The sequence below is a fragment of the Thalassospira sp. GB04J01 genome, from assembly GCF_000751115.1.
GTDB classification, from domain to species: domain Bacteria; phylum Pseudomonadota; class Alphaproteobacteria; order Rhodospirillales; family Thalassospiraceae; genus Thalassospira; species Thalassospira lucentensis.
Genome location: NZ_CCDX020000009.1, coordinates 293523 through 317771 on the forward strand (window position 1 = coordinate 293523; position 24249 = coordinate 317771).

Sequence of the window (24249 nt, forward strand, 5' to 3'; positions counted from 1 at the left end):
GGACATATTTCAGGACGAAATATTCCTCATACAAAAAGGCGCGACCCTATGGCCGCGCCTTTCGTTTGTGTGACCATTGATGGTCTTAGCTTGGCATTTGCCACTTGCCATTGACCAGACGCGGAATGTTCAGCGGGTTGGCATCCTGAATGGCGGCCGGAAGCAGCGCATCAGGGAAGGCCTGATAGGATACTGGACGGATAAACCGTTTGATCGCAAGTGAGCCGACCGAGGTCGAACGCGAGTCTGTACTTGCCGGGTATGGTCCACCATGCACCATGGAGTGGCAAACTTCGACACCGGTTGGCCAACCGTTGATCAGGATACGGCCTGCACATTTTTCCAATGCCGGGCGCAGTTTGCCTGCAACGTCTGAATCGCCATCAACCATGTGAACAGTTGCGGTCAACTGACCAATCAGGGTTGCCGACAGGGCAATCATTTCATCAACAGTGTCACATTCAACAATGATACCGGCCGGACCAAACATTTCCTCGGCCAGTTCCGGGTTGGCTTTCCAGTCGGCCGCCGTGGTGCGGAAGATCGCCGGGCTGCCTTCGAATTTGCCATCGGAATCGCGGCGTTTCAGCGCACAGGTGACTTTGCCATGTTTGCTCATGGCGTCGGTGACATCGTGATAGGCACTTGAAACGCGGTCGGTCAGCATGGCAGCACCGTCAACCTGACCAAGTTCAGACGCAGCCTTGTCGACAAAGGCGTCAAGGTCCGCACCCTTAACCGCGATCAGAAGACCCGGATTGGTACAGAACTGGCCCACACCCATGGTCAGTGATCCGACCCAGCCCTTGGCAATTTCGGTGGCCTTTTCGCCCATGGCTTTGGGCAGAAGGAAGACCGGGTTGTTTGAGCCAAGTTCGCCGTAGAACGGGATCGGTTCCGGGCGTGATACTGCGATATCAAACAGCGCACGACCACCACCGGTCGACCCGGTAAAGCCAACCGCCTTGATCAGCGGATGGGCAACCAGTGCCTGACCAACTTTGCGTGTGCCGCCATGGATCAGGCTAAACACGCCTTTGGGCATGCCGGTTTTGGCAACGGCGGCTTCAATTGCCTTGGCAACGACTTCTGAGGTGCCGGGATGGGCAGCATGGCCCTTAAACACAACCGGGCAACCAGCAGCCAATGCCGATGCGGTATCACCGCCAGCAGTCGAAAAGGCCAGCGGGAAGTTGGACGCGCCAAACACACCAATCGGACCCAGCGCCTTGTTCATCACACGCAGATCAGGTTTTGGCAGCGGCTGACGGTCTGGCTGCGCGGTTTCAATGCGGGCTTCGAACCATGAGCCTTCTTCGATCCAGTCAGCAAAGAACCGCAACTGACCAACGGTACGGCCGCGCTCGCCGGTCAGGCGTGCAGCAGGCAGAGCTGATTCAAGGGTACCGATTTCGGTGATTTCGTCGCCGCGTGCATCAATTTCATCGGCAATCGCGCGCAGGAATTCTGCGCGTTTGGCCGGCAGCATGGCGGCGAATTCTTCGGCACAGGCTTGTGCGGCGGTAACAGCCTGATCAACCAAATCCTCGGTGCCGTGCTGAAATTTGGTTGGCAGTTTGTTGCCGGTTGCCGGGCTATCGGCCTGAAATACGTCTGGCCCATTGAGCCATTCACCGGCGATATAATGCTGTCCACTAAGCATGTAGGTCTCCTATGAGATGTAAGTCCTGTGACTTTGTATGTACCGCGCAATCCAGTTCAGACCGCGGCAGATGCCAAGCATCGCGGCAGTCCAAAGGGCGCAGTCTTGATAAACTCGGCGCAGCTTAGGTTCTCGGCCTCCGGATGTAAACATCATACAATATGATAATATTGCGGCGGGGCCGTATTTGGTGGTTTTCCGGACAGTAACAGGCTCATTGATAACGGTCGAATATTTTATACAATGTTGGTCGACTGACGGTTTGGGGTGGTCTTGAGGTTGCGACCGGAACGAGCCAATTGTCAGATTTCCGATATCAGGTCTGCGCCCGATGTGGTGCACGCACCATGTGGCGGGTGACTTGGTCATGGTGTCGGCATGATCGGCTTGCTGTCTGCCGCGTAAAACTGTCTAAGGGTAAAGCTGCGTTCTACGTTTAACGGTACAGGACATGATGTTGTTCCCCGCGATGACCGGAGATGACGGGGATCATCATTGCTTTGCCCATGTTGACGGACGCATCACAGTCACAGTTAAGGATGTTGGCGTAGGGAGTTGTCCGGATTGGCTTGGCTTGGCTTGGCTTGATTGAGCTTAGCTGGCTTCGGATCTTGGTGTGCGGCCAAAAATGCTGGCAAAGTCGGTTTTGCCGGGTTTGGGGCGCTGAAGCTGCAACCGGTCGCGGATGGCATCAAGGTGGCGGGACATTTCGGCGGCCGCCACATCGGGATCGCCACCGAGTAATGCATCAAGCAAACGGTCATGTTCGCTGTGGGAGCAATCAACCGGCTGCGGGCTTTCATACATCGCAATGATCAGCGAGCTTCGTAAAATCAGCCGTTCCAAAAATTCCTCAATCACCAGATTGCCGGTCAGACGGGCCAGAAGAAGATGAAACTCACCCGATAAAATGATGGCGGCGCGGTGGTCACCGTCATGGTGGGCCGCATGTTCGCGCGCCAGATGGCTTCTGATTTGATCGGCACGTTCCGGCGTCATGCTGGTGGCCACTTTGCGGGCAACCCCGTCCTCAATCATGCGGCGGGCGGAAAAGACTTCGATGGCTTCGTTGATGGTCGGCTCAGCAATAAAGGCGCCGCGATTGGGCACAAGATTGATCAGTTTATCATGGGCAAGCTGAAGGAAAGTGGCGCGTATGCGCGCCCGGCTGACACCAAACGTTTTGGCCAGATCCTCTTCGACCAGCTTCATGCCCGGTTCCAGCCTGCGATCAAGAATCGCATCAAGCATTTCCTGGTAGATCATTTCCTCCGGACGGAGCTTCCCGCTGCCCTTGTAGGCGCCCGAATCTTCGGCCTTGGCCATCGTGACGATTCTTTCCGTTCGTTCATGTTTTTAAGTGTGCGTTTATTTCTACAAAATTGTTGACGATTTAGACAATAAAAAATCGAAGGGGTCAGTTTCATTTCCCTCCATATAATTGCATTAATAACCATCAACCAAACCAAGGTGCGTAAAAAACGCGCAAAACATGCGCAGAAAACGAGCAGAGCCTTTGCGGTTTGTATAAGCGTTTGAGCTGACTCCCGCACAAAACAGCCAATAAGAACAAGTGGCACGCATTTTGCCAGCAATCGACAATAAGATTGTTAACAATTTTGCGTGCAGCGACGGGTGAGCGAATGAAGGGCGACGGAGCCATTGAATTGATTGCTGTCAGTAAGTTCTATGGCAGCACACAGGCGGTCAAATCCATTGATCTGCAAATTCCGGCGGGCGCATATTGCTGCCTGATTGGCCCATCGGGCTGCGGAAAATCGACGACTTTGCGTATGATCGCCGGTCATGAAGTGATTAGCGAAGGCGATCTTTTGATCGGTGATCGCAATGTCACGGAACTGCCGCCGGTCAAACGCGGCACGGCGATGATGTTCCAGAATTATGCACTGTTTCCGCATATGACCTGTGCGGAGAATGTTGCCTTTGGCCTGAAGATGCAGGGTGTTTCAGCACCGGATCGCAAAGAACGCGCCAAGGAAATGTTGGCGCGTGTTCAGATGGAACAGTTTGCCGACCGCAAACCTGATCAGCTTTCGGGTGGGCAGCAGCAGCGTATTGCTCTCGCACGGTCCTTGATTACAGAACCCTCGGTCCTTCTGCTTGATGAGCCACTTTCGGCGCTTGATCCGTTCTTGCGTGCGCGGATGCGTGATGAATTGCGCCGGTTGCAGCAGGAACTTGGCATTACGTTCGTTCATGTCACCCACGCCCAGGACGAGGCCTTGGCCCTGTCGGACATGGTGGTGGTGATGGAAGACGGGATCATTCGCCAGAAAGGCAGCCCGCAGGAAATCTTCAATCAGCCCAAATCGCGGTTCATCGCCAACTTCATGGGCGGTCAGAACATTTTCAAAGGCACGGTTTCGCAATCCAGCCCGGCGGGCACCTTGCTTGCGCGTGGACCTGACAGCTTTTTCCTGCCCGGTTTTGCCGACGGAAAGGCTGGTGAGGAACTTGAATTCACCATTCGTACAGACCTGATCGGTCTGGACGAAAACGCGCCAGAAGATACCGAAAACGGGCAAATCCCCGTCGAAATTACCACGGTCGAGTACCTCGGACTGTGGGTCAGGATCGTCGCGACGACAAGCGACGGCAAGGAGATAACTCTGATGAAGACCGAAAGTGAATTTCGGCAGGCGCCAGTAAGGCGCCAGGACAAGTTCATCGCCTATTGGAAGCCTGAACACGCACATGTTCTGGCGTAAACGAAAACAAACCAAACAAACTATCAGGAGTGCTTCACATGACGATCGACATCAAAAAATCAGCGAAGAATCTTCTTACCGATACCGGCGTTTCGCGTCGTAGCTTTGTTAAGGGTGCGGCAATTACCACCGGTGCGGCCATTGGTTCGGGCGCAATTACCGGCTTTCCGACCATCTGGGCGCAGAACATCAAAAATGTAACCCTGCGTCAGTTCGGCACGGGTGTTTCCAACATCAATGCGGTTGCCGATAAGGTCAAAGAAGACCTTGGCTTCACGCTTCAGATGACCGCCCTTGATTCGGACGCGGTAGCCCAGCGTGCAGTGACCCAGCCAAATTCATTTGATATCGCCGATATCGAATATTGGATTTGTAAAAAGGTTTTCCCGGCCGGCACCATGCAGCCGATGGACACCACCAAGCTTAAAAACTATGACGCGATTTCCAAGCTGTTCATTACCGGTAAACTGACCCCGGATTCCGAAATCGCCCAAGGTACCGCACCGCATAAGGTTGGTTTTGTCGAAGGTCCCGACAGCGTTGATTTTGCATCCGCACCGACCCAGTGGATGACCCTGATCCCGACCATTTACAATGCCGATACGCTTGGCATTCGCCCGGACCTGATCGACCGTCCGATTGACAGCTGGGCGGATCTGCTCGATCCGGCGTTCAAAGGCAAAGCATCGATCCTGAACATCCCGTCGATTGGCATTATGGATGCGGCAATGGTGTGCGAAGCCATGGGTGAAATGACCTATGGCGATAAAGGCAACATGACGCAGGAAGAAATCGACAAGACCATCGCAATCATGATCGAAGCCAAAAATGCCGGTCAGTTCCGTGCGTTCTGGAAAAGCTTCGATGAGTCGGTCAACCTGATGGCGTCGGGCGAAGTTGTTATTCAGTCGATGTGGTCACCGGCAGTTGCTGCCGTGCGTTCCAAAGGCATCGCCTGTAAGTACCAGCCGCTTAAAGAAGGTTACCGCGCATGGGGTGGCGGTATTGGTCTTGCCAAGCACCTTTCGGGTCTCGAACTGGAAGCAGCCTATGAATATATCGACTGGTACCTGTCGGGCTGGGTCGGTGCGTATCTGAACCGTCAGGGCTATTACAGTGCTGCGCCTGAAACTGCGAAAAAGTTCATGTCCGAAGACGAATGGGGCTTCTGGATGGAAGGCAAAGCCGCCGAAGGCGATATCCTCAGCCCGGATGGCAAGGTTATGGAAAAAGCCGGTGCCGTGCGCGATGGCGGTTCGTACGAAGAGCGTATGGGCTCGGTCGCATGCTGGAACTCTGTCATGGACGAGAACAAGCACATGATCCGCAAGTGGAACGAATTCGTCGCCGCATAATTTGGCGACTGACATTGTCGGGCGCGGTTTATGCCGCGCCCGACACCCAATTGGGTTCAGACACTAATTGATTTCAAATGCCAGACTTGATCATTCCTTATTTGACCATTTATTCCGGCAGGCATTCAGGGACAGACCATGGCTTCTGATACGTCCAAACGATCGTCTTATTTTCTGATCACGCCAATGGCGGCGATCTTTGCGGTCTTTCTTGTCATTCCGTTGCTGACCATCGTGGTTGTCAGTTTCTGGGATTATGACGAATACCGAATCCTGCCTGATTTTATTTTAGAAAATTATAGCTACTTGCTTGGGTCTTCGGTGACCTGGAGCATCTATCTCAATACCTTGAAATATGCCGCCTTAACGTGGGTGTTTACCCTTCTGATCGGCTTTACGGTGGCCTATTTCCTGGCCTTCCATGTCCGCAGCCTGACGTGGCAGATCGTGCTGTTTATGCTGTGTACCATCCCGTTCTGGACCTCAAACATCATTCGCATGATTTCGTGGATACCGTTTTTGGGGCGCAACGGGCTTTTAAACTCGGCGCTTATCAATATGGGCATTGTCGATCAACCGCTTGAGTTCCTTCTGTTTTCCGATTTCGCAGTCGTGTTGGCAGATGTGCATCTTTATACCCTGTTTATGGTGGTGCCGATTTTCAATTCAATGATGCGGATTGACCGGTCGTTGATCGAGGCGGCCCGCGATGCCGGGGCCAGCGGGTTTGAAACCTTAAAATCAGTGATCGTACCGCTGTCCAAACCGGGCATTGCCATCGGATCGATTTTTGTCATCACGGTGGTGATGGGTGATTTCATCACGGTGCGTTTGATGAGTGGTGGGCAAAGTGCATCGGTTGGTTTGCAGATTTCCAACGAAATCGGGCTGTTGCAATACCCGGCCGCGGCGGCCAGTGCGGTGGTGCTGTTGATTACGGTTCTGTTGATCGTGACCGGATTGTTGCGGTTGGTTGATATCAGGAAGGAGCTGTAATCATGGCAATGTCGCGCAAGACCCGTGAACGGCGTCCGACGAGTTTTTACTTCCTTGCCGCGTTTTTCACCCTGTTTGTCCTGTTTCTCTATGGGCCGATGCTGACGATCTTTATCCTGTCGTTTCAGGGCGTGAATGGTGGTTTGACCTTCCCGATGAACGGATTTTCGTTCCACTGGTTTGGCAATCTGTTTGAACGTCAGGCGGTGGGCGACTTTGGCGGGTCGTTTTTGCGGTCGCTTAAGCTTGGCCTGATTGTCATGGTGGTGACGGTTGTTGTGTCCTTTATGGCCGGTCTGGCATTCCGCCGCCGGTTTAAGGGCGACAGTATTGTGTTCTATCTGGCGATTGCCAGTTTGATTGTGCCCTCGATCTTGATTTCGCTGGGGATTGGCTTGCTGTTCAACATCATCGAATGGCAACCACAATGGTTCACATCCGCCCTTGGCGCGCATCTGACATGGACGTTCCCATTCGGGCTTTTGATCATGTTTGCGGTGTTTAACCGGTTTGATCCGTCATACGAGGAAGCCGCGCGTGATTTGGGGGCGAGTAACTGGCAAACCATTCAATATGTTGTCTTGCCGATGGTCGGGCCGAGTTTGATCGGGGTGGCGATGTTTTCCTTTACGCTGTCCTATGACGAGTTTGCCCGCACTTTGATGACGGCAGGCGCGCTTAATACCCTGCCGCTTGAGATTTATGGCATGACCACCAATGTCACGACGCCAGTTCTGTATGCGCTGGGCACGGTGACCACCGGGTTCTCGTTCCTGGTGATCGCACTTGCCCTTGGATCGGTGGCGATCCTTAGAATGCGCAAAGGGCAAAAAGCATGAGCAAGATCGCGGTTATCAATCCCAACCTTTCAGAAGGGTTCACCCGAAAGGTTGGCGATCAGGCACGCAGCATTGTTGGTGCGAATACCGATATCATCGCGCTTAATCCGCAATTTGGCCCGGCCAGCATCGAAGGATATTACGACGAGGCCTTTGCCAGTGTCGGGTTGCTGTCAGTCATTCGCGACCTTGAAGCCGCACCCGATCATGCGGCCAATCCGATTGGCGGGTATGTGGTTGCCTGTTTTGACGATACCGGGGTTGATGCGGCACGCTGTTTGACCAGCGCACCAGTTTTGGGCCTGTGTGAAGGGGCGCTTCGCATGGTCGCCGCCGTGGCGTCGCGTTTTGCCATTGTCACCCCGATGCCGGTATCGGTGCGTCCGCTTGAACATCTGGTCGCGAAATATGGGGCAGCCTCGCAATGTGTTGTCCGGGCGGCTGGTGTCCGAACGCTTGATTTTGAAGGCGATGGGGCAGACGCGGCCTATCAGGCGCTTAAGAAGCAGGCAAAAGCCAGCCTGACAGAAGACCGGTCAGAAGCCATCGTTCTGGGCTGTGCGGGCATGACCGATATTGCCGACCGTCTAAAGGACGAGCTTGGCGTGCCGGTGATTGACGGGGTCAGCGCGGCAGTCAAGATGGTTGAAGCCATGGCGATGCTGGGTCTTCACACCAGCAAGGCCGGGGCCTATGCCAGCCCGCCGCTTAAGACGTATCATGGAATGTTTTCTGGTTTCGCCCCACAAGGCTGAGCAACGAGCGCTCAGCTTTGTTTTAGGGCCTGTTCGACCTGTGCCAGATGGCGACGCATGGCGTCTTCGGCGCGTTTGGGGTCACGCTGTTCAATCGCATCGACAATTTCGCGGTGTTGCCGACTTAGGTCATTGATCAGGCTGCCGGAATGGCTGCTTTCGCGCATGCGGGCCCATGCCGCATCGCGGCGCACGGCATTGACGGCCTCAAACACCGCCAGAAACAGGGTGTTTTTAACCGATTCCGCCAGTTTCTGGTGAAAGGCCGCATCCCATTTTTCATATTCGCCCTGTGTGGTCGCGCGGGCCGCATTTTCGACCATGGTGCGCATGGCATCAATATCGCCCTGTGATGCGCGAAGGGCGGCAAAGCGGGCCATGGACGGTTCGATTTCCTGACGAACTTCCATGATTTCAAATGGGCTGGTTTTGGTGGCGATGCCTTCGAGTTTGCGCAGGCGCGGGGTCGGCGGGGTGCCAACAAAGGTTCCTTGTCCCTGACGGCGCCAGATGATGCCTTCGGCCTCAAGCAAATCAAATGCCTTGCGAAGGGCGCGGCGGCCAACATCAAGTTTTTCGGCAAGGTGACGTTCTGCAATCACGCGCCCGTCTTTGACGAAGCTGCCGTCGGTGAAGCCTGCTTTGAGTTTCTCGGCCAGTCCCTGTGTCGCGATATCATGCATTGTCGTTATTCTTTTTATGGCGATCCCTATTCCGAACCAATCCGCACCCATTTTTTGCGGTGTCATTTCCCAGAGGACTGGTTCGGCTTTGACGTTTGTCTGAACTGATATCAGTTAATCAGATCATAGAACATCCGCAATGATGTCACAGCCAGAAACAGGCCAAAACACATGCGCAGTGCCCGACGTGGAATGGTGTGGGCAATGCGTGCGCCAATTGGTGCACACAGCACGGTCATCGGTATCAAAAGGGCGGCTGCCAGAACATTGACATAGCCGATTGAGAAGGGCGGGCGCCCGTCAACACCAATGCCCGACATGGCATAGCCAATCGTGCCGGGGATGGCGATGATCAAACCGATGGCCGCAGACGTGCCAACCGCGCGGCGGATGTCGTAGCCAAGGAAATTCAACACCGGCACACAAATCGTGCCGCCGCCAATCCCCATCATGGCCGACAGGCTACCGGCAATCACACCCAGCACGGCCCAGACTGATTTCGGTGGATTTTTGGCCTCATCCGTTTCGCGGTCTTTGACCAGGATCATGTTGGCGGCCACCAGAAGGGCAACAACGGCAAACACAATTGTCAGAACCCGACCATCGGCAAGGCCGCCAATGGCGGTCCCAATGATCACACCAACGATAATGGCCGGTCCCCAATGTTTCAGAAGGGCCGTATCAACCGACCCCTTCTTATAATGGCTTCGGGTGGATGAGATGGCGGTGGCGATGATTGTCGTTAACGAGGTGGCGACCGCGACCTGCATGCGTAGCGACTCGTCGACCCCCATGGTGGTCAAAAAGTGATAGAGCACCGGCACAATAACAATGCCACCGCCCACACCGAGAAGCCCGGCCATGATCCCACCGACAACGCCGGCAAACAGCATGGCAGCGCCCCAAACCAGATAGAGGCTCATGGTGCCTTCAATTTCAATCATCTCAAACCAATCCAAACCAATTTTGCGATTACATCTGTATAGGTACTAACGCCAGTGATTACAGATTGGCAATAAATTTGCGCAACAATACGTGAAATATCGCGAAAAATACGCATAAATGCGTTTTTAGGCTTGCGAATACAATATTCAGATGACAACAATATGCCGACAAAATGACGGAACCAAAATTTAATTGGTTTTGATTGATTCGAATAACTCATCAGGAGGCACTTACCATGTTCCGCAAGATTGCCGTTGCCGCCGGTTTGATGGCTGCTGCCATTGCCGGCCCGGCGCAGGCGCAAGACTATCCGACGAAACCAATTGAATTCATCGTGCCGTGGGGTCCGGGTGGCGGCAGTGATACGCAGATGCGTCTTGTTGCACAGGGTCTTGCCGAAGAAACCGGTCAGGCAGTTCCGGTGATCAACATGCCCGGCGTTGGCGGCAATGTTGGTTTGGCAGAATTCGCCAAACGTCCGGCCGATGGCTACACGATTTCGCAGATCCACGAAGGCCTTCTGATCTCAAACGGGACCGGCATTACGGACCTGAACTGGGACAGCTTCATGCCGATCGCGCTGGTGACCTCGTCGCCGCAGTATTTGACGCTTTCAAAGAACGACAATTTCTCGACCTTTGAAGAAATGGTTGCCTATGCCAAGGATCATCCGGGTGCCGTTCGTGCGGGTGTGACCCTTGCCGGTGTGCCGCATTTGCACATGGCCATGATCGAAGATGCTTTTGACATTCAGTTTTCCTATGTCGGGTATGAAGGTACCGGTCAGCGCATCCGTGCACTGGTTGGTGGCAACATCGACGTTGCCATCGGTGACGTTTCATCAGCGGGTCAGTTTGTTGAAAATGGCGATTTGATCTTTGCGGCTGTTGGCATGCCAGAACGTACCGCCGAAGAGCCTGATGTTCGTACCTTCAAGGAACTTGGTCAGGATCTTGATCTTGCTGTGACCCGTGGTGTTGTTCTTCCCAAAGGCACGCCGCAGGATGTTGCAGATGCGCTGGAAGCACATCTGGAAAAAGTCATGCAGAACGAAGACGTCCGGACCAAAATCAAAAATGTTGGTTCCGAGCCGGTCTTCCTTGGTCAGGACGCATACAAAGCCTATCTCGGCAAACTGTCTGAAACTGTTAACCGTCTGGTTGGCAAGCTCGCAGGATGACGAACGGGGCTGAGAAATCAGCAGCAGCGGGTGCAGATGCATCCGCTGCTTCTCGTGCAAGGGCAGAATTCGCACGGCTGATTTCATACATCGTATTTGGTTTGGGGTCGGTTTATCTGTCCGTCCGGGCGAGTGCGTTGCCGACATCACGCTGGGAACCACTTGGCGCGGGATCGTTCCCCAAGCTGGTTTTTGCCGTTCTGGCGGTCTTGTGCCTGATTTCGGCAGTTCGGACAGTCATTGATCTTCGCAAGACCGGTCATCTAAGTGGTCTTGGTGCGGCTTTGGCTGAATGGCTCAAGGTGCGCCGGTTTGCCTTTGCGCTGTTTGGCTTGCTGGTGATCTATCTTGGTGTATTGCCCTATGCCGGGTTTTCGCTTGCGACCTTTATGTTTCTGCTGATCACGCAGCTTATGATCGCAGGTATTTCGAAAAAGACCGTCATTCAGTCCCTGATCGCCGCCCTGATTTTCTCGGTTGGCTTGAATCTGCTGTTTGCCGAAGTCTTTAACGTGTTTCTCCCGCGCGGCGTGCTGTTCGCGGGCTAACAGAAGTTTACGATCATGTTGGATGCATTTCTTGCCGGTGCCCATCAGGTTTTCGCATTCGATACCCTGATTTATATGCTGATTGGTTCCGTTGCTGGGATCGTTGCGGCGGCCATTCCGGGCTTTACGGTTACGATGGCAATCATTCTGACCTTGCCGCTGACCTTCGCCATGGATCCGTTGCAGGGCGTTTCGGTGATGCTGTCGGTCTATGTCGGTGGCTATACCGGTGGCCTGATCAGTGCGGCCCTTTTGGGGATTCCCGGAACACCAAGTTCGGTTGCCACCACCTTTGACGCCTATCCGATGGCGCGTGGCGGGGAACCGGGGCGTGCGCTTTCGCTTGGTGTCTGGTCATCTTTCTTTGGAACGATTATTTCGACCATCATTCTGATTGTTGCCGCACCGCCATTGGCCCTGATCGCGGTTAAACTTGGTCCTTGGGAATATTTCTCGTTGATCGTGTTTGCGCTGACGATTGTTGCATCGCTTGTCGGTAATTCACTGATGCGTGGCTTGATTGCCGGTGTGATTGGCCTTGGTCTGGCAACCGTTGGGCCCGATCCGATGATGGGACGTCCGCGATTGACGTTTGACTCGGACATTCTGATGCCCGGCCTACCGTTTCTGATTGTCTTGATCGGCATTTTTGCCATCAGCCAGCTGATGGGTGAAGTCGAAGATGATGGCAAATCAGAAACCAAGGGGGCGCTGATCCCCGATGTGATCGAATTCAAGACCTGGGCCGTGATGCGCGAAGTTCTGATGCATCCGGTGAACCTTATTCGGTCCTCCCTGATCGGTGTGTTTATTGGGGCACTGCCCGGTGCAGGTGGCTCTATTGCCAACCTTCTGGCCTATGATCAGGCCAAGCGCAGCTCCAAAACCCCGGAAGAATTCGGCAAGGGCACGCCAGATGGCGTGATCGCGTCGGAAGCCGGGAACTCTGCGACGGCGGGTGGCGGTTTGATCCCGATGATTGCATTGGGCATTCCCGGATCAGCGGTTGATGCGATCCTGATGGCGGCCCTGATGGTGCACGGCATTTCGGTTGGCCCGCGTTTGATCATGGATAATGCCGATCTGGCCTATGGTATGTTCATTGCCATGATTGTGGCGTCATTGATGATGCTGGTGGTGTGTGTGCTGTCGATGCGCCTGTTCCTGCGCGTGACCGACATTCCCAAACAGTTCATTGTGCCGACTGTTATGATTTGCTGTGTGATCGGGGCGTTTGCGCTCAATAACCGTGTGACGGACCTGTATCTGCTTGGCGCGATTGGTCTGGTTGGCTATGGGCTTAAATCGCTTGATTACCCGCTGGCACCTTTGGTGCTGGGCGTGATTTTGGGGCCGATTGCTGAGACCAACCTACGCCGTGCGCTGATGAGTGACGGGGACTGGACTGTGTTCTTTACCCGCCCGATTTCGGCGGTGCTACTGGCCGCAGCCTTGCTGTCTGTCATTTTCAGCATCCGGTCTGTTTTGAAGATGCGTAAGAAAAACCGCGCTGTCACCGATGAACAAGACGGCGATTAGGAGACTCCAATGAAACTTCGTCATGACGCGCTTTATGCCTCACGCCGGTCACCGGTTTTGGCGCGCAACATCGTTTCCACGTCCCAACCCCTGGCCGCACAGGCCGGTTTGCGCATGTTGCTTGCCGGTGGTAATGCGGCGGATGCCGCGCTGGCATCGGCCATTGCACTGACCGTGGTGGAGCCGACCGGCAATGGGCTGGGCTCGGACGCCTATGCGATTATTTGGGATGGCAAGGAACTGCATGGGTTGAATGCATCTGGCCGTGCGCCCGGGGCATGGACCCCGGAACGGTTTGCCGGGGCTGATAAAATGCCCCAGCGCGGTTGGGAATCGGTGACAACGCCGGGTGCCGTTTCCGCATGGCGCGAAATTTCCGATAAATTTGGCAAACTGCCGTTTGAAAAACTGTTCGAACCGGCTGTTGAATATGCATCGCGTGGCTTTGCCGTTTCCCCGATCATTGCGACTTTGTGGGAAAAAGGCGGTCAGACGTTGGGCAAACAACCTGGTTTTGCCGAGGCGTTCCTGCCCGGTGGCAAGGCGCCAAAGGCCGGTGAGTTGTTTGTCAATAAAGCCGCTGCTGATAGCCTGATTGATATCGCCGAGACCAAGGGCGAAAGCTTTTACCGGGGTAAACTGGCCGCCAAAATTGCCGCTTTTGCCAAGGAAAATGGGGCTGCCCTTTCCGAAGACGACCTTGCCAATCACAAGGCCGACTGGGTTGGCACAATCTCGCAAAGCTTTGGCAAGGTGAAGCTGCATGAAATCCCGCCAAACGGGCAGGGGATTTCGGCCCTGATTGCCTTGGGCATTTTGCGCCATACCAACATTTCTGATTATGAGCCCGACTCGGTCGAGGCGCTGCATCTTGAGATTGAGGCGATGAAACTGGCGTTTGCCGATATGCGCGCCTATGTCGCCGATCTGGATTATATGACCGATGTGACGGTCGAACATCTTTTGTCTGATGAGTATCTGAAGTCGCGTGCTGCACTGATTGATACGAATACCGCACAGGATTTCAAGGCTGGTGCGCCCAAGCATGGCGGGACTGTCTATGTCACCGCGGCTGATGAAAACGGCATGATGGTGTCGTTTATTCAGTCGAACTATATGGGCTTTGGTTCGGGCGTTGTGGTGCCGGGCACGTCAGTTAGCCTGCAAAACCGCGGTCATGGCTTTAGCCTGACGCCGGGGCATCCCAACCATGTTGCGGGCGGCAAACGCCCGTTCCAGACGATCATTCCGGCGTTTCTGATGGGCGATGACGGCAATCCGGTGATGAGCTTTGGCGTCATGGGCGGCCCAATGCAGTCACAAGGCCATTTGCAAATGACCCTGCGCACCCAGCTTTGGGGGCAGGACCCGCAAACGGCTGTTGATGCACCGCGCTGGCAGGCGCTTTCGGGACTTGAAGTCGCGGTCGAAGCATCGCTTGGGGCAGGCGTCATTGACGGGTTGAAAGCCAAAGGTCACGCCATTGCGGTTGAGACACCAGACAGCACGAACTTCGGGTTTGGTGGCGCACAATTGATCGCCAAAACCGATGTTGGCTATGTGGCGGGGTCTGATCCGCGCAAGGATGGCTGTGCGGTTGGCTATTGATTAAGAGGTCTTTCAGATCGGCATTCGCAGTCATCTGAAGTCCGGGTCGGCCCTGTAAAGGGTCGACCCTTTTTTATAGGTGGCACAAATGCACAGCCTGCCTTTTAAATTCGCGGTTCTGTCAAGATGGAAATCCCCGCATTTCAGGACCATAGCCCATGCAAAAATACCATTTTGCGCAAAGGGCGGTTGGGCGTATTTCGGATGCAATGGGGGGCATGCCTGACGCGACATTCCGGATTCTTTCCCTTATCGCGACACATTCCTGCCTCGTTTTTTGCGCACAAACACAATCAGGATTCCAAAGAAGTCCATTGGTTGGGTAACTCAAACGAGAATGATGCAAAACAGTCAACGGCGTTCAGCGCTGAGCTTGAAACATGTCCTTCTGGTTGCATTTGCAGCCGGATCCATTGTGCTGGGCACATCACATACGGCTTTGGCGCAGGATAGCAAACCTGCTTCGGCGTCGCAGGGTGATGCCGCGGTGCCGGCAAAGCCGAAGCCCGGTGCGGCAGCGGTTGCAACGCCTGTGGCAGACAAAACAACGCCTGTGGCAGACGAAACAACGCCTGTGGCAGACGAGGCTGCGCCATCGGGCGCGGACGTCGTCCCGGTGCAAGATCCGCAAAATGAACCTGCTCCGCAAGACGACACAACGGCGCGCCCAGCTGACGCAACACCCCCGGCTGCTGTTGATCAGGACAAGCCGGTCACGTCTGTTCCGGTGGCATTTGATCCGAAAATGGTGATTGATCGCGCCCGTGCGCTGGCGGCAAAGCCGTTTGAGGATCCGCATCGTGACTTGCCCGACGCCTTGGCCAATCTGAGTGCCGAAGAATACGACCAGATCAGGTTCAAGTCACAAAGGGCGTTTTTCAGTCAGGCAAATTCCGGCTTCTCGCTTGAACTGTTCCATCCGGGCAACATGTATGACGTGCCGATTGCGATCAATCTTGTACGCGATGGCAATTTGCAGGTTGTGCCCTATTCCGCCGGGCTGTTTGATTTTGGCGAGGCCGGATTGTCGGGGAATGATTTTTCGACACAGGGCTATGCCGGGTTCCGGCTGCGCTATCCGTTGTCCGATGTCACCAGCAACGATGAATTGGCGCGGTTTTTAGGCGCGTCTTATTTCCGTTTGCAGGGCGAAGGCCAGTCGATTGGTCAGATGGCACGTGGGTTGGCGCTTGATCTGGCCGGTCCAACCGGCGAAGAGGTGCCAGTATTTCGTGAATTCTGGATTGTGGCGCCCAAAAAAGGCGAACGCAAAATTACGGTTTACGCGCTGCTTGATAGTGCGCGCGTCACCGGGGCCTATCGGTTTGACATCATACCGGGTGCGGACAGCAAAGCCGATATTCGCGCCAATCTGTTTTTCCGCGAAGGCATTGAGAAGGTCGGCCTTGCGCCATTGAATGGCATGTTCCTGTTTGGCGAACAGCGTCGCCGCACCTTTGAAGATTATCGCGGCGAAGTGCATTCAAGCGATGGTCTTTTGATCAATAACGGTCATGGTGAATGGCTGTGGCGGCCACTTGATAACCCGGTCAATTTGCAGATCAGTTCGTTCCTTGATGAAAACCCGCGCGGGTTTGGACTGTTGCAGCGTGACCGCGATTTTGATCACTATCAGGACCTTGATCGTCGTTTCGATCAGCAACCCGGCTATTGGGTGACGCCCAAGGGCAACTGGGGCAAGGGTCATGTCGAACTGGTTGAAATCCCGATCCCAAGCGAAAGCAATGACAATATCGTTGCCTATTGGGTGCCGGAAACCAAACCCGTGGCAGGCGGCGAAATGCAGATCGAATACAGCATTACCGCAACCCGTGACGGTGATGATCTGCACCACATGGCACAGGCGACAGATACCCGGATCATGCGGATTGCACCACAAGGTGATGATGAGCCGGCCAAAACCCGGTTCGTTCTGAACTTTGCCGGTGGTGATCTTGACTATTTCACTAAAAACATCGCTAAGATGAAGGCAAACGTCAGTGCAGCCCATGGCACGGTTGAAAACATCCGCCTGATGGCCGATCCGGAAAACGGCGGGGTCAGGGTGATATTTGATCTGCTGCGTGACGGCGATGTTGCCAGCAGCGATTTGCGTGCTTTCCTTTTGTATGACGAACAGGTCCTAAGTGAAACCTGGACGATGCCGTGGGTCTTTTGACCCGGTTTTCAGAACCGTCCATCAGACCGCTGATCACAGACATATTCAGGTAGCCCCAAATGAACCGGATTTCTGATCCACAGAACGACCCGACGCCCGATCATCCGAAAGGCAGTCCAGACGATGCGGTCGCCTATGACCCGGCCGTCAGACTGCGCGGGCCGGGTGTTGGGGCACGGCGTTTCTTTCTGTTTGGCGCATCGCTTGCCGCAACGGTCTATGCCGCGTGGCTGATGGCCGATGTCTTGGGGGCGGACCAGTTGACCATCATGGAAATGGTGGTGGTTGCGTTCTTTAGCATCAACTTCGCCTGGATTTCACTGTCGTTCTTTACCGGTATTGTCGGGTTGATCCTGCGCGGGTTGAAGCTTGATGCGATTACGCTCAAACGCCTTAAACCCATTGCACGCAAAGGGCCGCTCCGATCCAAGAACGTGGTTGTGATCCCGGTGTATAACGAGGACCCCAACCGCGTGTTTGCAGGCCTTCGCGCAAGTTATGAAAGCCTTGCGGCCACGGGTGAAATAGATGCGTTTGATTTCTTTGTTCTGTCTGACACGCGCGATCCCGATATCTGGATTGCCGAGGAAATGGCATGGGCAAAGGCCTGTACCGATCTGAATGCACGCGGCAAGATTTTCTTCCGCCGCCGCGCGGAAAACACCGAACGAAAATCGGGCAACCTTAAGGAATTCTGTGAAACCTATGCGGCCAATTACGATCATATGATCGTGTTTGACGCCGATAGTGTGATGTCAGGCGATGCCATGGTCAACATGGCCTATCTGATGGAAAACAATCCGGATGCCGGGATTGTCCAAAGTCCGCCGCAGCCGACGGGCCGTCAGACGCTGTTTGCGCGCATCTTGCAATTTATCTCGCGCGTCCATGGCCCGACCATGTCTGCGGGTCTGTCATTCTGGTGCATGGGCAGTTCCAACTATTGGGGCCATAACGCGATCATTCGGGTTAAGGCGTTCATTGAATGCTGCGGGCTTCCAGTTCTGTCGGGCAAGCCCCCAATGGGCGGTCATATCCTGAGCCACGATTTCGTCGAGGCAGCCTTTATGCGCAAAGCAGGCTGGCGGTGCTGGCTGATCCCGCAGCTTGAAGGCAGTTGGGAAGAATTACCGCCCAACCTGATTGATTTTGCCATTCGTGACCGTCGTTGGTGTCAGGGCAATATGCAACACGCCCGCCTGATGGTGGCCGATGGGTTTAAACCGCTCAGCCGACTTCATTTCTTTATGGGCGTGATGAGCTTTGCCTCGTCGCCGCTCTGGTTGTTGCTGTTGTTAAGCTCGACCATTGCCACACTGCAAAATACGCAGCTGACCTATAGCTTCTTCCCCGGACATTTCACGATGTTCCCGCAATGGCCGGTGGACCGGTCGTTTGAAATGCTGGTCCTTTTGATCTTTACCATCGGCATGCTGGTGCTGCCCAAGATCATCTCGATCCTGATGGTGTGTCTTGGCCGGGATCGCAAGCAGTATGGCGGGGTGATGGTGCTTATGAGTGGCCTACTGGAAACGCTGTATTCTGCGTTACAGGCGCCGATCATGATGATGTTGCATGCGCAATTTGTGTTTTCGGTTCTGACCGGCAATCAGGTTGGCTGGGATGCGCAGGAACGCGACGATGCCGGTGTGCCATTTCGTGCCGCTCTTAAAACCCATCGTACGATCATTGTCATCGGGCTGATCTGGGGGGCGATTGCCGTTTTTGTTGATACGGCATTCTTCTGGTGGCTTTCGCCGATTTTGGCCGGTTTGGTTTTATCGCCGTGGTTAACGCATTATTCGAGCAACCTTGCCATTGGCAAGGCCGCACGCCGGATGAAGCTTTTTGTCACACCAGAAGAATATGACAGCCCCGAAGAACTGCGCGCCCTTGAACGGATCACTGCTGAAAATGGTGGCGGTGGTGACGTGAAGGACGGGCTTTTGCGCCTGATCGAAGATCCGTATGCCAATGCGCTGCATTCGGCATTGCTTCCCGCGCGTAAACCGGATTCCCGCACCGCGATTGAGATTGGCATTATTTATGAAAAACTGGCACGTCTTGGCATTGAAAGCCTGACACGCGATGAAAAACTGCTGATCTTGTCCTGGCCGGTCAAGCCGCTTGATCAGATCATGGCGGGACGGGATGCATCCGCGGCAAAATCCCCGGACGTTTTGTCGTAAGATATTGTTTTAAAACAATACATATCGCCACAAAAACGCCCAGATTTGAGCAAAATATCCCGACTTTTTAAGGTGAATATCATTCTTAACGAACAGTTAATCACCGATGACTGCTTAGCTTCTTAGGGGCCAAAAACATGACTGATCTGACCATTGCATCACAGGGCTTTTCTTACGCTTCTTTTGAATCGGCTGCGATGACGCGCCTGATCGAAGATACAGCACATGCTTGGCTGCGGTCTTTTGGCTTGACCAATGCATCCGCCAAGCAGCGTTTGGTCACAGCACTGCGCGATGCGCTTGCACAAGACAGCTTTGCGGCAAATGACCGGACAAACATGCAGGACCTTCTGGATCAAGCCGCACATGACACGATTGGCGGCTGGTTTGCACAGGTAACCGGTCAGCATGATTGCTATGGTTCGGGAAAATTCTCGATGCTGCGCTGTGCCTTTTTGTCGGCCAATCGCGATGGCATCTGGTCCGAGCATTTTCTTGATCAGACGCGCACCCATCATGATCTGGCGATTGCGTTGTCGGTTCAGATGATGTTGCCGACACCAAGTTTGAAATCATGTGAAATGCCGCGCCAAACGCTTGAGCGCCGCGCTTCCTGATACAGAACGTATCCTTCGCTCTTTTGCTTTTTCATCTTAACCCTCAACGTTGATATGCAAAGCCTGAAGGATTGGCACCGCCACACATGTTGGCGGTGCTTTTTTGTGTAAGCAGGTCCTGACTTTGGGTAAATTTCCAAAAAAGAACCCGCCACAAAGGGCGGGTTGAGTTCAGCGGGCGAGAAACCTGATAAAACCACCTTGGTCAGATCAGGCCCCTGCAAGACGCCGAAGCACACACTACTTCGGCGCCAAACGGTGTTCAGGCGGCTTTGTGAAAGCGGCCAAGTTTTTCCAGAAGTTTTGCAACCTGCGGGTCGTTCTTGCCGTTGCGGTCAAGCTCAAGAAAGAAGTCCGGATAGGGCGATTTGCCCGGTGTCAGGTTGTAGCGTTCAAAATCAGCGATGCCGATGGCTTCAAGAACCGCCTCATCGGTAAAGAACCCGCCAGTAACATCGCGCGATGGCGCGGTTAGGATGGCGTGGGCGGCGTCGGCAATAATTTCAGGTTTGCGCGCACGGCCCTGTTCCAGTCCGGGGATCATATTAAGCGCGGCGGTTTCAATCACGGTGACCGGCCACAGCGAATTGACCGCAACGCCCTCATCGGCAAACTCGGCCGCCAGCCCCAGTGTGACCAGGCTCATGCCGTATTTCGAAATGGTATAGGCCGTGTGATTGGCAAACCATTGCGGTGACAGGTTGGGTGGCGGGGACATGGTCAGGATATGCGGATTGTCCGACTTTAACAGATGCGGCAGGCAGGCCTGCGCACAGGCAAAGCTGGCCCGTGTATTGACCTGATGCATCAAATCAAACCGTTTCATCGGCGTTTGCAGGGTCGGGGTCAGATTGATCGCGCTGGCATTGTTGATCAGGATATCAATGCCGCCGAATGTCTCGACTGTTTTGGCAACCGCCGCGGCGATCTGGTCTTCTTCACGAATGTCGGTTTTAAGTGCCAGACCCTTGCCACCGGCGGCGTCGATTTCGGCGACGGTGCTATGGATGGTGCCGGGCAGTTTCGGGTGGGGTTCATCGGTTTTGGCAATCACGGCGATGTTGGCGCCGTCACGTGCAGCACGCAGGGCAATTTCCTTGCCAATGCCGCGTGACGCGCCGGTGATGAACAGTGTTTTGCCTGCAAGATTTGCCATGGATGTTTTTCCCTGAATTCTTTTTATGATTTACCAAACTGGGGGCTGCGTTTTTCGACAAAGGCGGTGACACCTTCGCGGAAATCGGCACTGACCGCACAGTCGGCAAATGATGTGGCCTCAGCAGCGAGTTGGGTGGAAAGGTCGTTTTCCGGGGCTGCGTTTAACAGCGCCTTGGTCCGGGCAATCGCATCGCGGGGACCATTGGCCAGACGGGTGGCGTATTTCGCGGTGGCCGATGGCAGCTGTGCAGCTGGAACCACCCGGTTGATCAAGCCGTAATCAAGGGCCTCGTCCGCGCCAAACCGATCCCCCAAAAGGGCAATTTCCTTGGCCTTCTTCATGCCGACCAAACGGGTCAGCGAATGGGTCGCGCCCCCGTCCGGCGATGTGCCGATATGGATATAGGCAAGGGTGAAAACCGTATCCTCGGCGGCAACCGCAAGGTCACAGGCATTCATCAGACTGATACCAAATCCGGCAACCGCCCCTTCAAGCTTTGCCACCACAGGACGGGGCAGGGCATGAATGCGGGCAATAATGTCGTGCACGCCGCCAATCATGGTTTCGATCAGCGGGCGGGCTTCATTGGTGGGGGTTTGGGCCATCTGATAAAAGAATTTCACATCGCCACCGGCCATAAAGGTCCCGCCTGATCCTTCGATGATGATCGCGCCGATATTGGTAATGTCAGCTTCGATCTGATCAAAGGCGTCGGACAGTCCGGCGACCATGGCCTGATCAAGCGCGTTCATCCGCTCAGACCGGTTGAGCATGATGGTTGCGATTTCATCGGTTATCGACAGCAAAACGGCGTCATTCGATGCCATGTGAGTTCCTCCCGCAGGCTTTTGCCCGGTTTTCTTTCTGTGCTTACCTGTGAATCAGGCCGCAAGGCGTGCTTCAATCGCACTTTCCATATCCGGCCAGCCCGAAAGCCAGTCGGGCATCAGTGGCGAGGTTTCATCCGCACCAACAAGACGGCAAATCTCTTCGGGCCGGATGATACCTTCGGGGCCGACAAACACAGCCTTTACAACACCAAGGGCAAGGGTTTTTCCGTTCGCAACAAAGCGTTGTTCAAGATAAAATCCCTTGTCATCCCAATAAAGCGCGTGGGTTTCCACAGCAAACTTCTGGAACGGTTTGATGGCGCGTTTGAACCGCATGGTGGAGCCCGATACCACCGGCTGCCATTTGCGTTTAAACATCTGTTTGGCGATGCCATTGCGCAAAATAAGTTCGGTCCGGCCAAGGTCCATCAGCGCAAAATACCGCGAATTGGTCATATGCACGTTGATGTCGAGATCAAAAGGCCAAGCCCGGAAATGCAAAACAGATGGATCCAGCGGATCAAGACGGGACCGCACCAGCGACAGGATCAATACCCGGATCAGTCGGAAAATAAGGTTCACGACATCCCCCCGGGCATGGGTGCCCTGTTATCCTGGATACGGTCCGATGCCATGATCAGAACAGCTCCTCGTCAAGCGCCATCATGTTGCTGGAGCCCGACATCATTTGACTAAACAGCGCCCCTGATTGCGGCAAAACCCGTTCCATATAGAATTTCGCCGTGATCAGTTTGGCCTTATAGAACCCGTCCGGGTCATCATCGCGTTTGGCCAGTGCGATTTCAGCCATGCGGGCCCACATAAAGCCAACCGCGACCAAGCCAAACAGACGCAGGAATTCAGATGCGGCGGCCCCGGCTTCATCGGGGTTTTTCATGCCGCGCTGGGCCAGTTCACCGGTGATCTGTTGCAGGCGCATGAACGCCTTGGCCAGCGGCTGAACGTAATCGCCCAGTTCCCCGTTCGATACGTTGGCTTCGATATATTCCTGAACCGGGTGGAAGAACCGGCGCAGGTAACGGCCTGCCTTGGCCGGCATTTTACGCCCGACAAGGTCAAGGGCCTGAATGCCGTTTGTGCCTTCGTAAATCTGGGCAATGCGGGCATCACGGACATATTGTTCCATGCCCCATTCACGGATGTAACCGTGCCCGCCAAAGACCTGCACACCAAGATTGGCGTTATCAAAACCCCAATCGGTAAACAGGGCTTTGACAATCGGGGTCATCAGCTGAACAAATTCATCGGCTTCTTCGCGTTTGACCGGATCGGCATGATGTTTGGCGGTATCAAGGGCGCGTGCGACCCACATGCCCATCGCCCGGCAGCCTTCATTGGTGGCCTTGGCAGTCAGCAACATGCGGCGCACATCGGGATGCACAATGATTGAATCAGCCGCCTTGTCAGGCGATTTCGCCCCCGTGAGTGCACGGCCCTGAAGGCGGTCCTTGGCATAGGCGCGTGCGCCCTGATAGGCCGCCTCACCAAGACCAAGCCCTTGAATGCCAACCGACAGGCGTTCCTGGTTCATCATGGTGAACATCGCGGGCATGCCCTGATGGGGTTCGCCCACCAGATAGCCAACCGCACCATCAAAGTTCATCACACAGGTCGATGATGCCTTGATGCCCATCTTGTGTTCAATCGAACCACATTTGACCGCATTGCGATCACCCAGTGATCCATCATCCCCGACCATGAATTTCGGGACAAGAAACAGCGAAATGCCCTTGGTGCCCTTGGGCGCATCGGGCAGTTTTGCCAGTACCAGATGGATGATGTTTTCGGTCAGGTCATGTTCCCCGGCCGAGATGAAAATCTTGGTCCCGGAAATCGCATAAGACCCGTCATCAAGCGGTTCGGCCTTGGATTTGATAATGCCAAGATCGGTTCCGCAATGGGGTTCGGTCAAACACATGGTACCCGCCCACGTACCTTCGACCATTTTGGGCAGGAATTTGTCCTTAAGCGTGTCCGATGCATGACTATGCAGGGCGGCATAGGCGCCAAATGACAGGCCGGGATACATGCCAAAGGACAGGTTGCTCGAACATATGATTTCTTCGACCAGCGCATTGATCGATTTTGGCGCACCTTGCCCGCCATAGGTCGGGTCACAGGCAATGCCGGTCCAGCCGCCTTCGGCAAAGGTTTTATAGGCTTCCTTGAAACCTTTGGGGGTCGTAACAACCCCGTCATCCCAGTGACAGCCTTCCTCGTCGCCCGACCGGTTGATCGGATAAAGGACCTCTTCACAGACCTTGGCGGCTTCTTCGAGAACCGCATCGACAACGTCGGGGGTGAAATCCTCGCAACCGGGCATCTGATTGATGTCGTTAAAATCAAACAGCTCGGTCAGGACGAAGCGCATGTCGCGTAAGGGTGCTTTATATTCTGCCATTTTCCGTCTCCTC

Annotated in this window: 20 protein-coding genes; 12 read left to right on the top strand and 8 right to left on the bottom strand. The window is 54.5% G+C overall.

What is annotated here, in order from left to right; translation table 11 throughout:
* Positions 1-85: 85 nt before the first annotated feature.
* Positions 86-1663, bottom strand: a complete 1578-nt coding sequence (locus AMM48_RS08615; protein WP_102783689.1) for an aldehyde dehydrogenase (NADP(+)) — start codon at positions 1661-1663, stop codon at positions 86-88.
* Positions 1664-2257: 594 nt separating this feature from the next.
* Entirely contained in the window at positions 2258-2989 is a 732-nt protein-coding gene (locus AMM48_RS08620; protein WP_101301583.1) for a GntR family transcriptional regulator, read from the bottom strand.
* 317 nt (positions 2990-3306) lie between these two features.
* On the opposite strand from AMM48_RS08620, the gene AMM48_RS08625 reads away from it, so the two are divergent.
* From AMM48_RS08625 to AMM48_RS08645, 5 genes are all read left to right on the top strand, one after another.
* Entirely contained in the window at positions 3307-4392 is a 1086-nt protein-coding gene (locus AMM48_RS08625) for an ABC transporter ATP-binding protein (RefSeq protein ID WP_022732812.1), read from the top strand.
* 38 nt (positions 4393-4430) lie between these two features.
* The gene (locus tag AMM48_RS08630; RefSeq protein WP_102783690.1) at positions 4431-5747 is read left to right on the top strand and encodes a PotD/PotF family extracellular solute-binding protein; all 1317 of its coding nucleotides are present in this window, start codon (positions 4431-4433) and stop codon (positions 5745-5747) included.
* Positions 5748-5885: 138 nt separating this feature from the next.
* The gene (locus AMM48_RS08635) at positions 5886-6743 is read left to right on the top strand and encodes an ABC transporter permease (RefSeq protein WP_101301586.1); all 858 of its coding nucleotides are present in this window, start codon (positions 5886-5888) and stop codon (positions 6741-6743) included.
* 2 nt (positions 6744-6745) lie between these two features.
* On the top strand, positions 6746-7582 hold the full coding sequence (locus AMM48_RS08640) for an ABC transporter permease (protein WP_022732809.1): 837 nt from the start codon (positions 6746-6748) through the stop codon (positions 7580-7582).
* Positions 7579-8337 (top strand): aspartate/glutamate racemase family protein, encoded by a 759-nt coding sequence (locus tag AMM48_RS08645; RefSeq protein WP_102783691.1) that lies wholly within the window; start codon positions 7579-7581, stop codon positions 8335-8337. Before AMM48_RS08640 ends, AMM48_RS08645 begins: the two co-directional genes overlap by 4 nt.
* 11 nt (positions 8338-8348) lie before the next feature.
* On the opposite strand, the gene AMM48_RS08650 is transcribed toward AMM48_RS08645, so the two are convergent.
* Both AMM48_RS08650 and AMM48_RS08655 read right to left on the bottom strand, forming a co-directional pair.
* On the bottom strand, positions 8349-9020 hold the full coding sequence (locus AMM48_RS08650; protein WP_102783692.1) for a FadR/GntR family transcriptional regulator: 672 nt from the start codon (positions 9018-9020) through the stop codon (positions 8349-8351).
* A 110-nt stretch (positions 9021-9130) separates the two neighbouring features.
* On the bottom strand, positions 9131-9964 hold the full coding sequence (locus tag AMM48_RS08655; protein ID WP_028791615.1) for a sulfite exporter TauE/SafE family protein: 834 nt from the start codon (positions 9962-9964) through the stop codon (positions 9131-9133).
* A 236-nt stretch (positions 9965-10200) separates the two neighbouring features.
* On the opposite strand from AMM48_RS08655, the gene AMM48_RS08660 reads away from it, so the two are divergent.
* From AMM48_RS08660 to AMM48_RS08690, 7 genes are all read left to right on the top strand, one after another.
* Positions 10201-11145 carry a tripartite tricarboxylate transporter substrate binding protein gene (locus AMM48_RS08660; RefSeq protein ID WP_102783693.1) on the top strand — a complete coding sequence of 315 codons (945 nt, stop codon included), beginning with the start codon at positions 10201-10203 and terminating at the stop codon, positions 11143-11145.
* Positions 11142-11693 carry a tripartite tricarboxylate transporter TctB family protein gene (locus tag AMM48_RS08665; protein ID WP_102783694.1) on the top strand — a complete coding sequence of 184 codons (552 nt, stop codon included), beginning with the start codon at positions 11142-11144 and terminating at the stop codon, positions 11691-11693. Before AMM48_RS08660 ends, AMM48_RS08665 begins: the two co-directional genes overlap by 4 nt.
* Positions 11694-11708: 15 nt before the next feature.
* Positions 11709-13232 carry a tripartite tricarboxylate transporter permease gene (locus tag AMM48_RS08670; protein ID WP_022732803.1) on the top strand — a complete coding sequence of 508 codons (1524 nt, stop codon included), beginning with the start codon at positions 11709-11711 and terminating at the stop codon, positions 13230-13232.
* Between the two features lie 9 nt (positions 13233-13241).
* Positions 13242-14840, top strand: a complete 1599-nt coding sequence (locus tag AMM48_RS08675; protein ID WP_102783695.1) for a gamma-glutamyltransferase family protein — start codon at positions 13242-13244, stop codon at positions 14838-14840.
* A gap of 337 nt (positions 14841-15177) precedes the next feature.
* On the top strand, positions 15178-17019 hold the full coding sequence (locus tag AMM48_RS08680; RefSeq protein WP_102783696.1) for a glucan biosynthesis protein: 1842 nt from the start codon (positions 15178-15180) through the stop codon (positions 17017-17019).
* Between the two features lie 59 nt (positions 17020-17078).
* The gene (gene mdoH, locus AMM48_RS08685) at positions 17079-19208 is read left to right on the top strand and encodes a glucans biosynthesis glucosyltransferase MdoH (RefSeq protein ID WP_244271170.1); all 2130 of its coding nucleotides are present in this window, start codon (positions 17079-17081) and stop codon (positions 19206-19208) included.
* Positions 19209-19345: 137 nt separating this feature from the next.
* Entirely contained in the window at positions 19346-19825 is a 480-nt protein-coding gene (locus tag AMM48_RS08690) for a hypothetical protein (protein WP_101301599.1), read from the top strand.
* A gap of 262 nt (positions 19826-20087) precedes the next feature.
* Here the strand turns inward: AMM48_RS08690 and AMM48_RS08695 are convergent, their stop codons facing one another.
* Genes AMM48_RS08695 through AMM48_RS08710 form a run of 4 tightly spaced genes read right to left on the bottom strand, consistent with a single transcriptional unit; the run spans position 20088 to position 24236 of the window.
* Entirely contained in the window at positions 20088-20981 is an 894-nt protein-coding gene (locus tag AMM48_RS08695) for an NAD(P)-dependent oxidoreductase (protein WP_102783697.1), read from the bottom strand.
* A 23-nt stretch (positions 20982-21004) separates the two neighbouring features.
* Positions 21005-21811, bottom strand: a complete 807-nt coding sequence (locus AMM48_RS08700) for an enoyl-CoA hydratase (protein WP_102783698.1) — start codon at positions 21809-21811, stop codon at positions 21005-21007.
* Between the two features lie 54 nt (positions 21812-21865).
* A complete protein-coding gene (locus AMM48_RS08705) occupies positions 21866-22396 on the bottom strand; it encodes an acyl-CoA thioesterase (protein WP_022732796.1) in 531 nt (176 codons plus the stop codon).
* A gap of 55 nt (positions 22397-22451) precedes the next feature.
* Positions 22452-24236 (bottom strand): acyl-CoA dehydrogenase C-terminal domain-containing protein, encoded by a 1785-nt coding sequence (locus tag AMM48_RS08710; protein WP_102783699.1) that lies wholly within the window; start codon positions 24234-24236, stop codon positions 22452-22454.
* Between the last annotated feature and the right edge of the window lie 13 nt (positions 24237-24249).

Excerpts from the sequence above, each read along its gene's own strand:
- AMM48_RS08625 (WP_022732812.1), top strand. The coding sequence starts at position 3,307 with ATGAAGGGCGACGGAGCCATTGAATTGATTGCTGTCAGTAAGTTCTAT.
- AMM48_RS08635 (WP_101301586.1), top strand. The coding sequence starts at position 5,886 with ATGGCTTCTGATACGTCCAAACGATCGTCTTATTTTCTGATCACGCCA.
- AMM48_RS08620 (WP_101301583.1), bottom strand. The coding sequence starts at position 2,989 with ATGGCCAAGGCCGAAGATTCGGGCGCCTACAAGGGCAGCGGGAAGCTC.
- AMM48_RS08665 (WP_102783694.1), top strand. The coding sequence starts at position 11,142 with ATGACGAACGGGGCTGAGAAATCAGCAGCAGCGGGTGCAGATGCATCC.
- AMM48_RS08615 (WP_102783689.1), bottom strand. The coding sequence starts at position 1,663 with ATGCTTAGTGGACAGCATTATATCGCCGGTGAATGGCTCAATGGGCCA.
- AMM48_RS08645 (WP_102783691.1), top strand. The coding sequence starts at position 7,579 with ATGAGCAAGATCGCGGTTATCAATCCCAACCTTTCAGAAGGGTTCACC.
- AMM48_RS08700 (WP_102783698.1), bottom strand. The coding sequence starts at position 21,811 with ATGGCATCGAATGACGCCGTTTTGCTGTCGATAACCGATGAAATCGCA.
- AMM48_RS08660 (WP_102783693.1), top strand. The coding sequence starts at position 10,201 with ATGTTCCGCAAGATTGCCGTTGCCGCCGGTTTGATGGCTGCTGCCATT.
- AMM48_RS08680 (WP_102783696.1), top strand. The coding sequence starts at position 15,178 with ATGATGCAAAACAGTCAACGGCGTTCAGCGCTGAGCTTGAAACATGTC.
- AMM48_RS08710 (WP_102783699.1), bottom strand. The coding sequence starts at position 24,236 with ATGGCAGAATATAAAGCACCCTTACGCGACATGCGCTTCGTCCTGACC.
- AMM48_RS08630 (WP_102783690.1), top strand. The coding sequence starts at position 4,431 with ATGACGATCGACATCAAAAAATCAGCGAAGAATCTTCTTACCGATACC.
- AMM48_RS08690 (WP_101301599.1), top strand. The coding sequence starts at position 19,346 with ATGACTGATCTGACCATTGCATCACAGGGCTTTTCTTACGCTTCTTTT.
- AMM48_RS08640 (WP_022732809.1), top strand. The coding sequence starts at position 6,746 with ATGGCAATGTCGCGCAAGACCCGTGAACGGCGTCCGACGAGTTTTTAC.
- AMM48_RS08695 (WP_102783697.1), bottom strand. The coding sequence starts at position 20,981 with ATGGCAAATCTTGCAGGCAAAACACTGTTCATCACCGGCGCGTCACGC.
- mdoH (WP_244271170.1), top strand. The coding sequence starts at position 17,079 with ATGAACCGGATTTCTGATCCACAGAACGACCCGACGCCCGATCATCCG.
- AMM48_RS08670 (WP_022732803.1), top strand. The coding sequence starts at position 11,709 with ATGTTGGATGCATTTCTTGCCGGTGCCCATCAGGTTTTCGCATTCGAT.
- AMM48_RS08650 (WP_102783692.1), bottom strand. The coding sequence starts at position 9,020 with ATGCATGATATCGCGACACAGGGACTGGCCGAGAAACTCAAAGCAGGC.
- AMM48_RS08655 (WP_028791615.1), bottom strand. The coding sequence starts at position 9,964 with ATGATTGAAATTGAAGGCACCATGAGCCTCTATCTGGTTTGGGGCGCT.
- AMM48_RS08675 (WP_102783695.1), top strand. The coding sequence starts at position 13,242 with ATGAAACTTCGTCATGACGCGCTTTATGCCTCACGCCGGTCACCGGTT.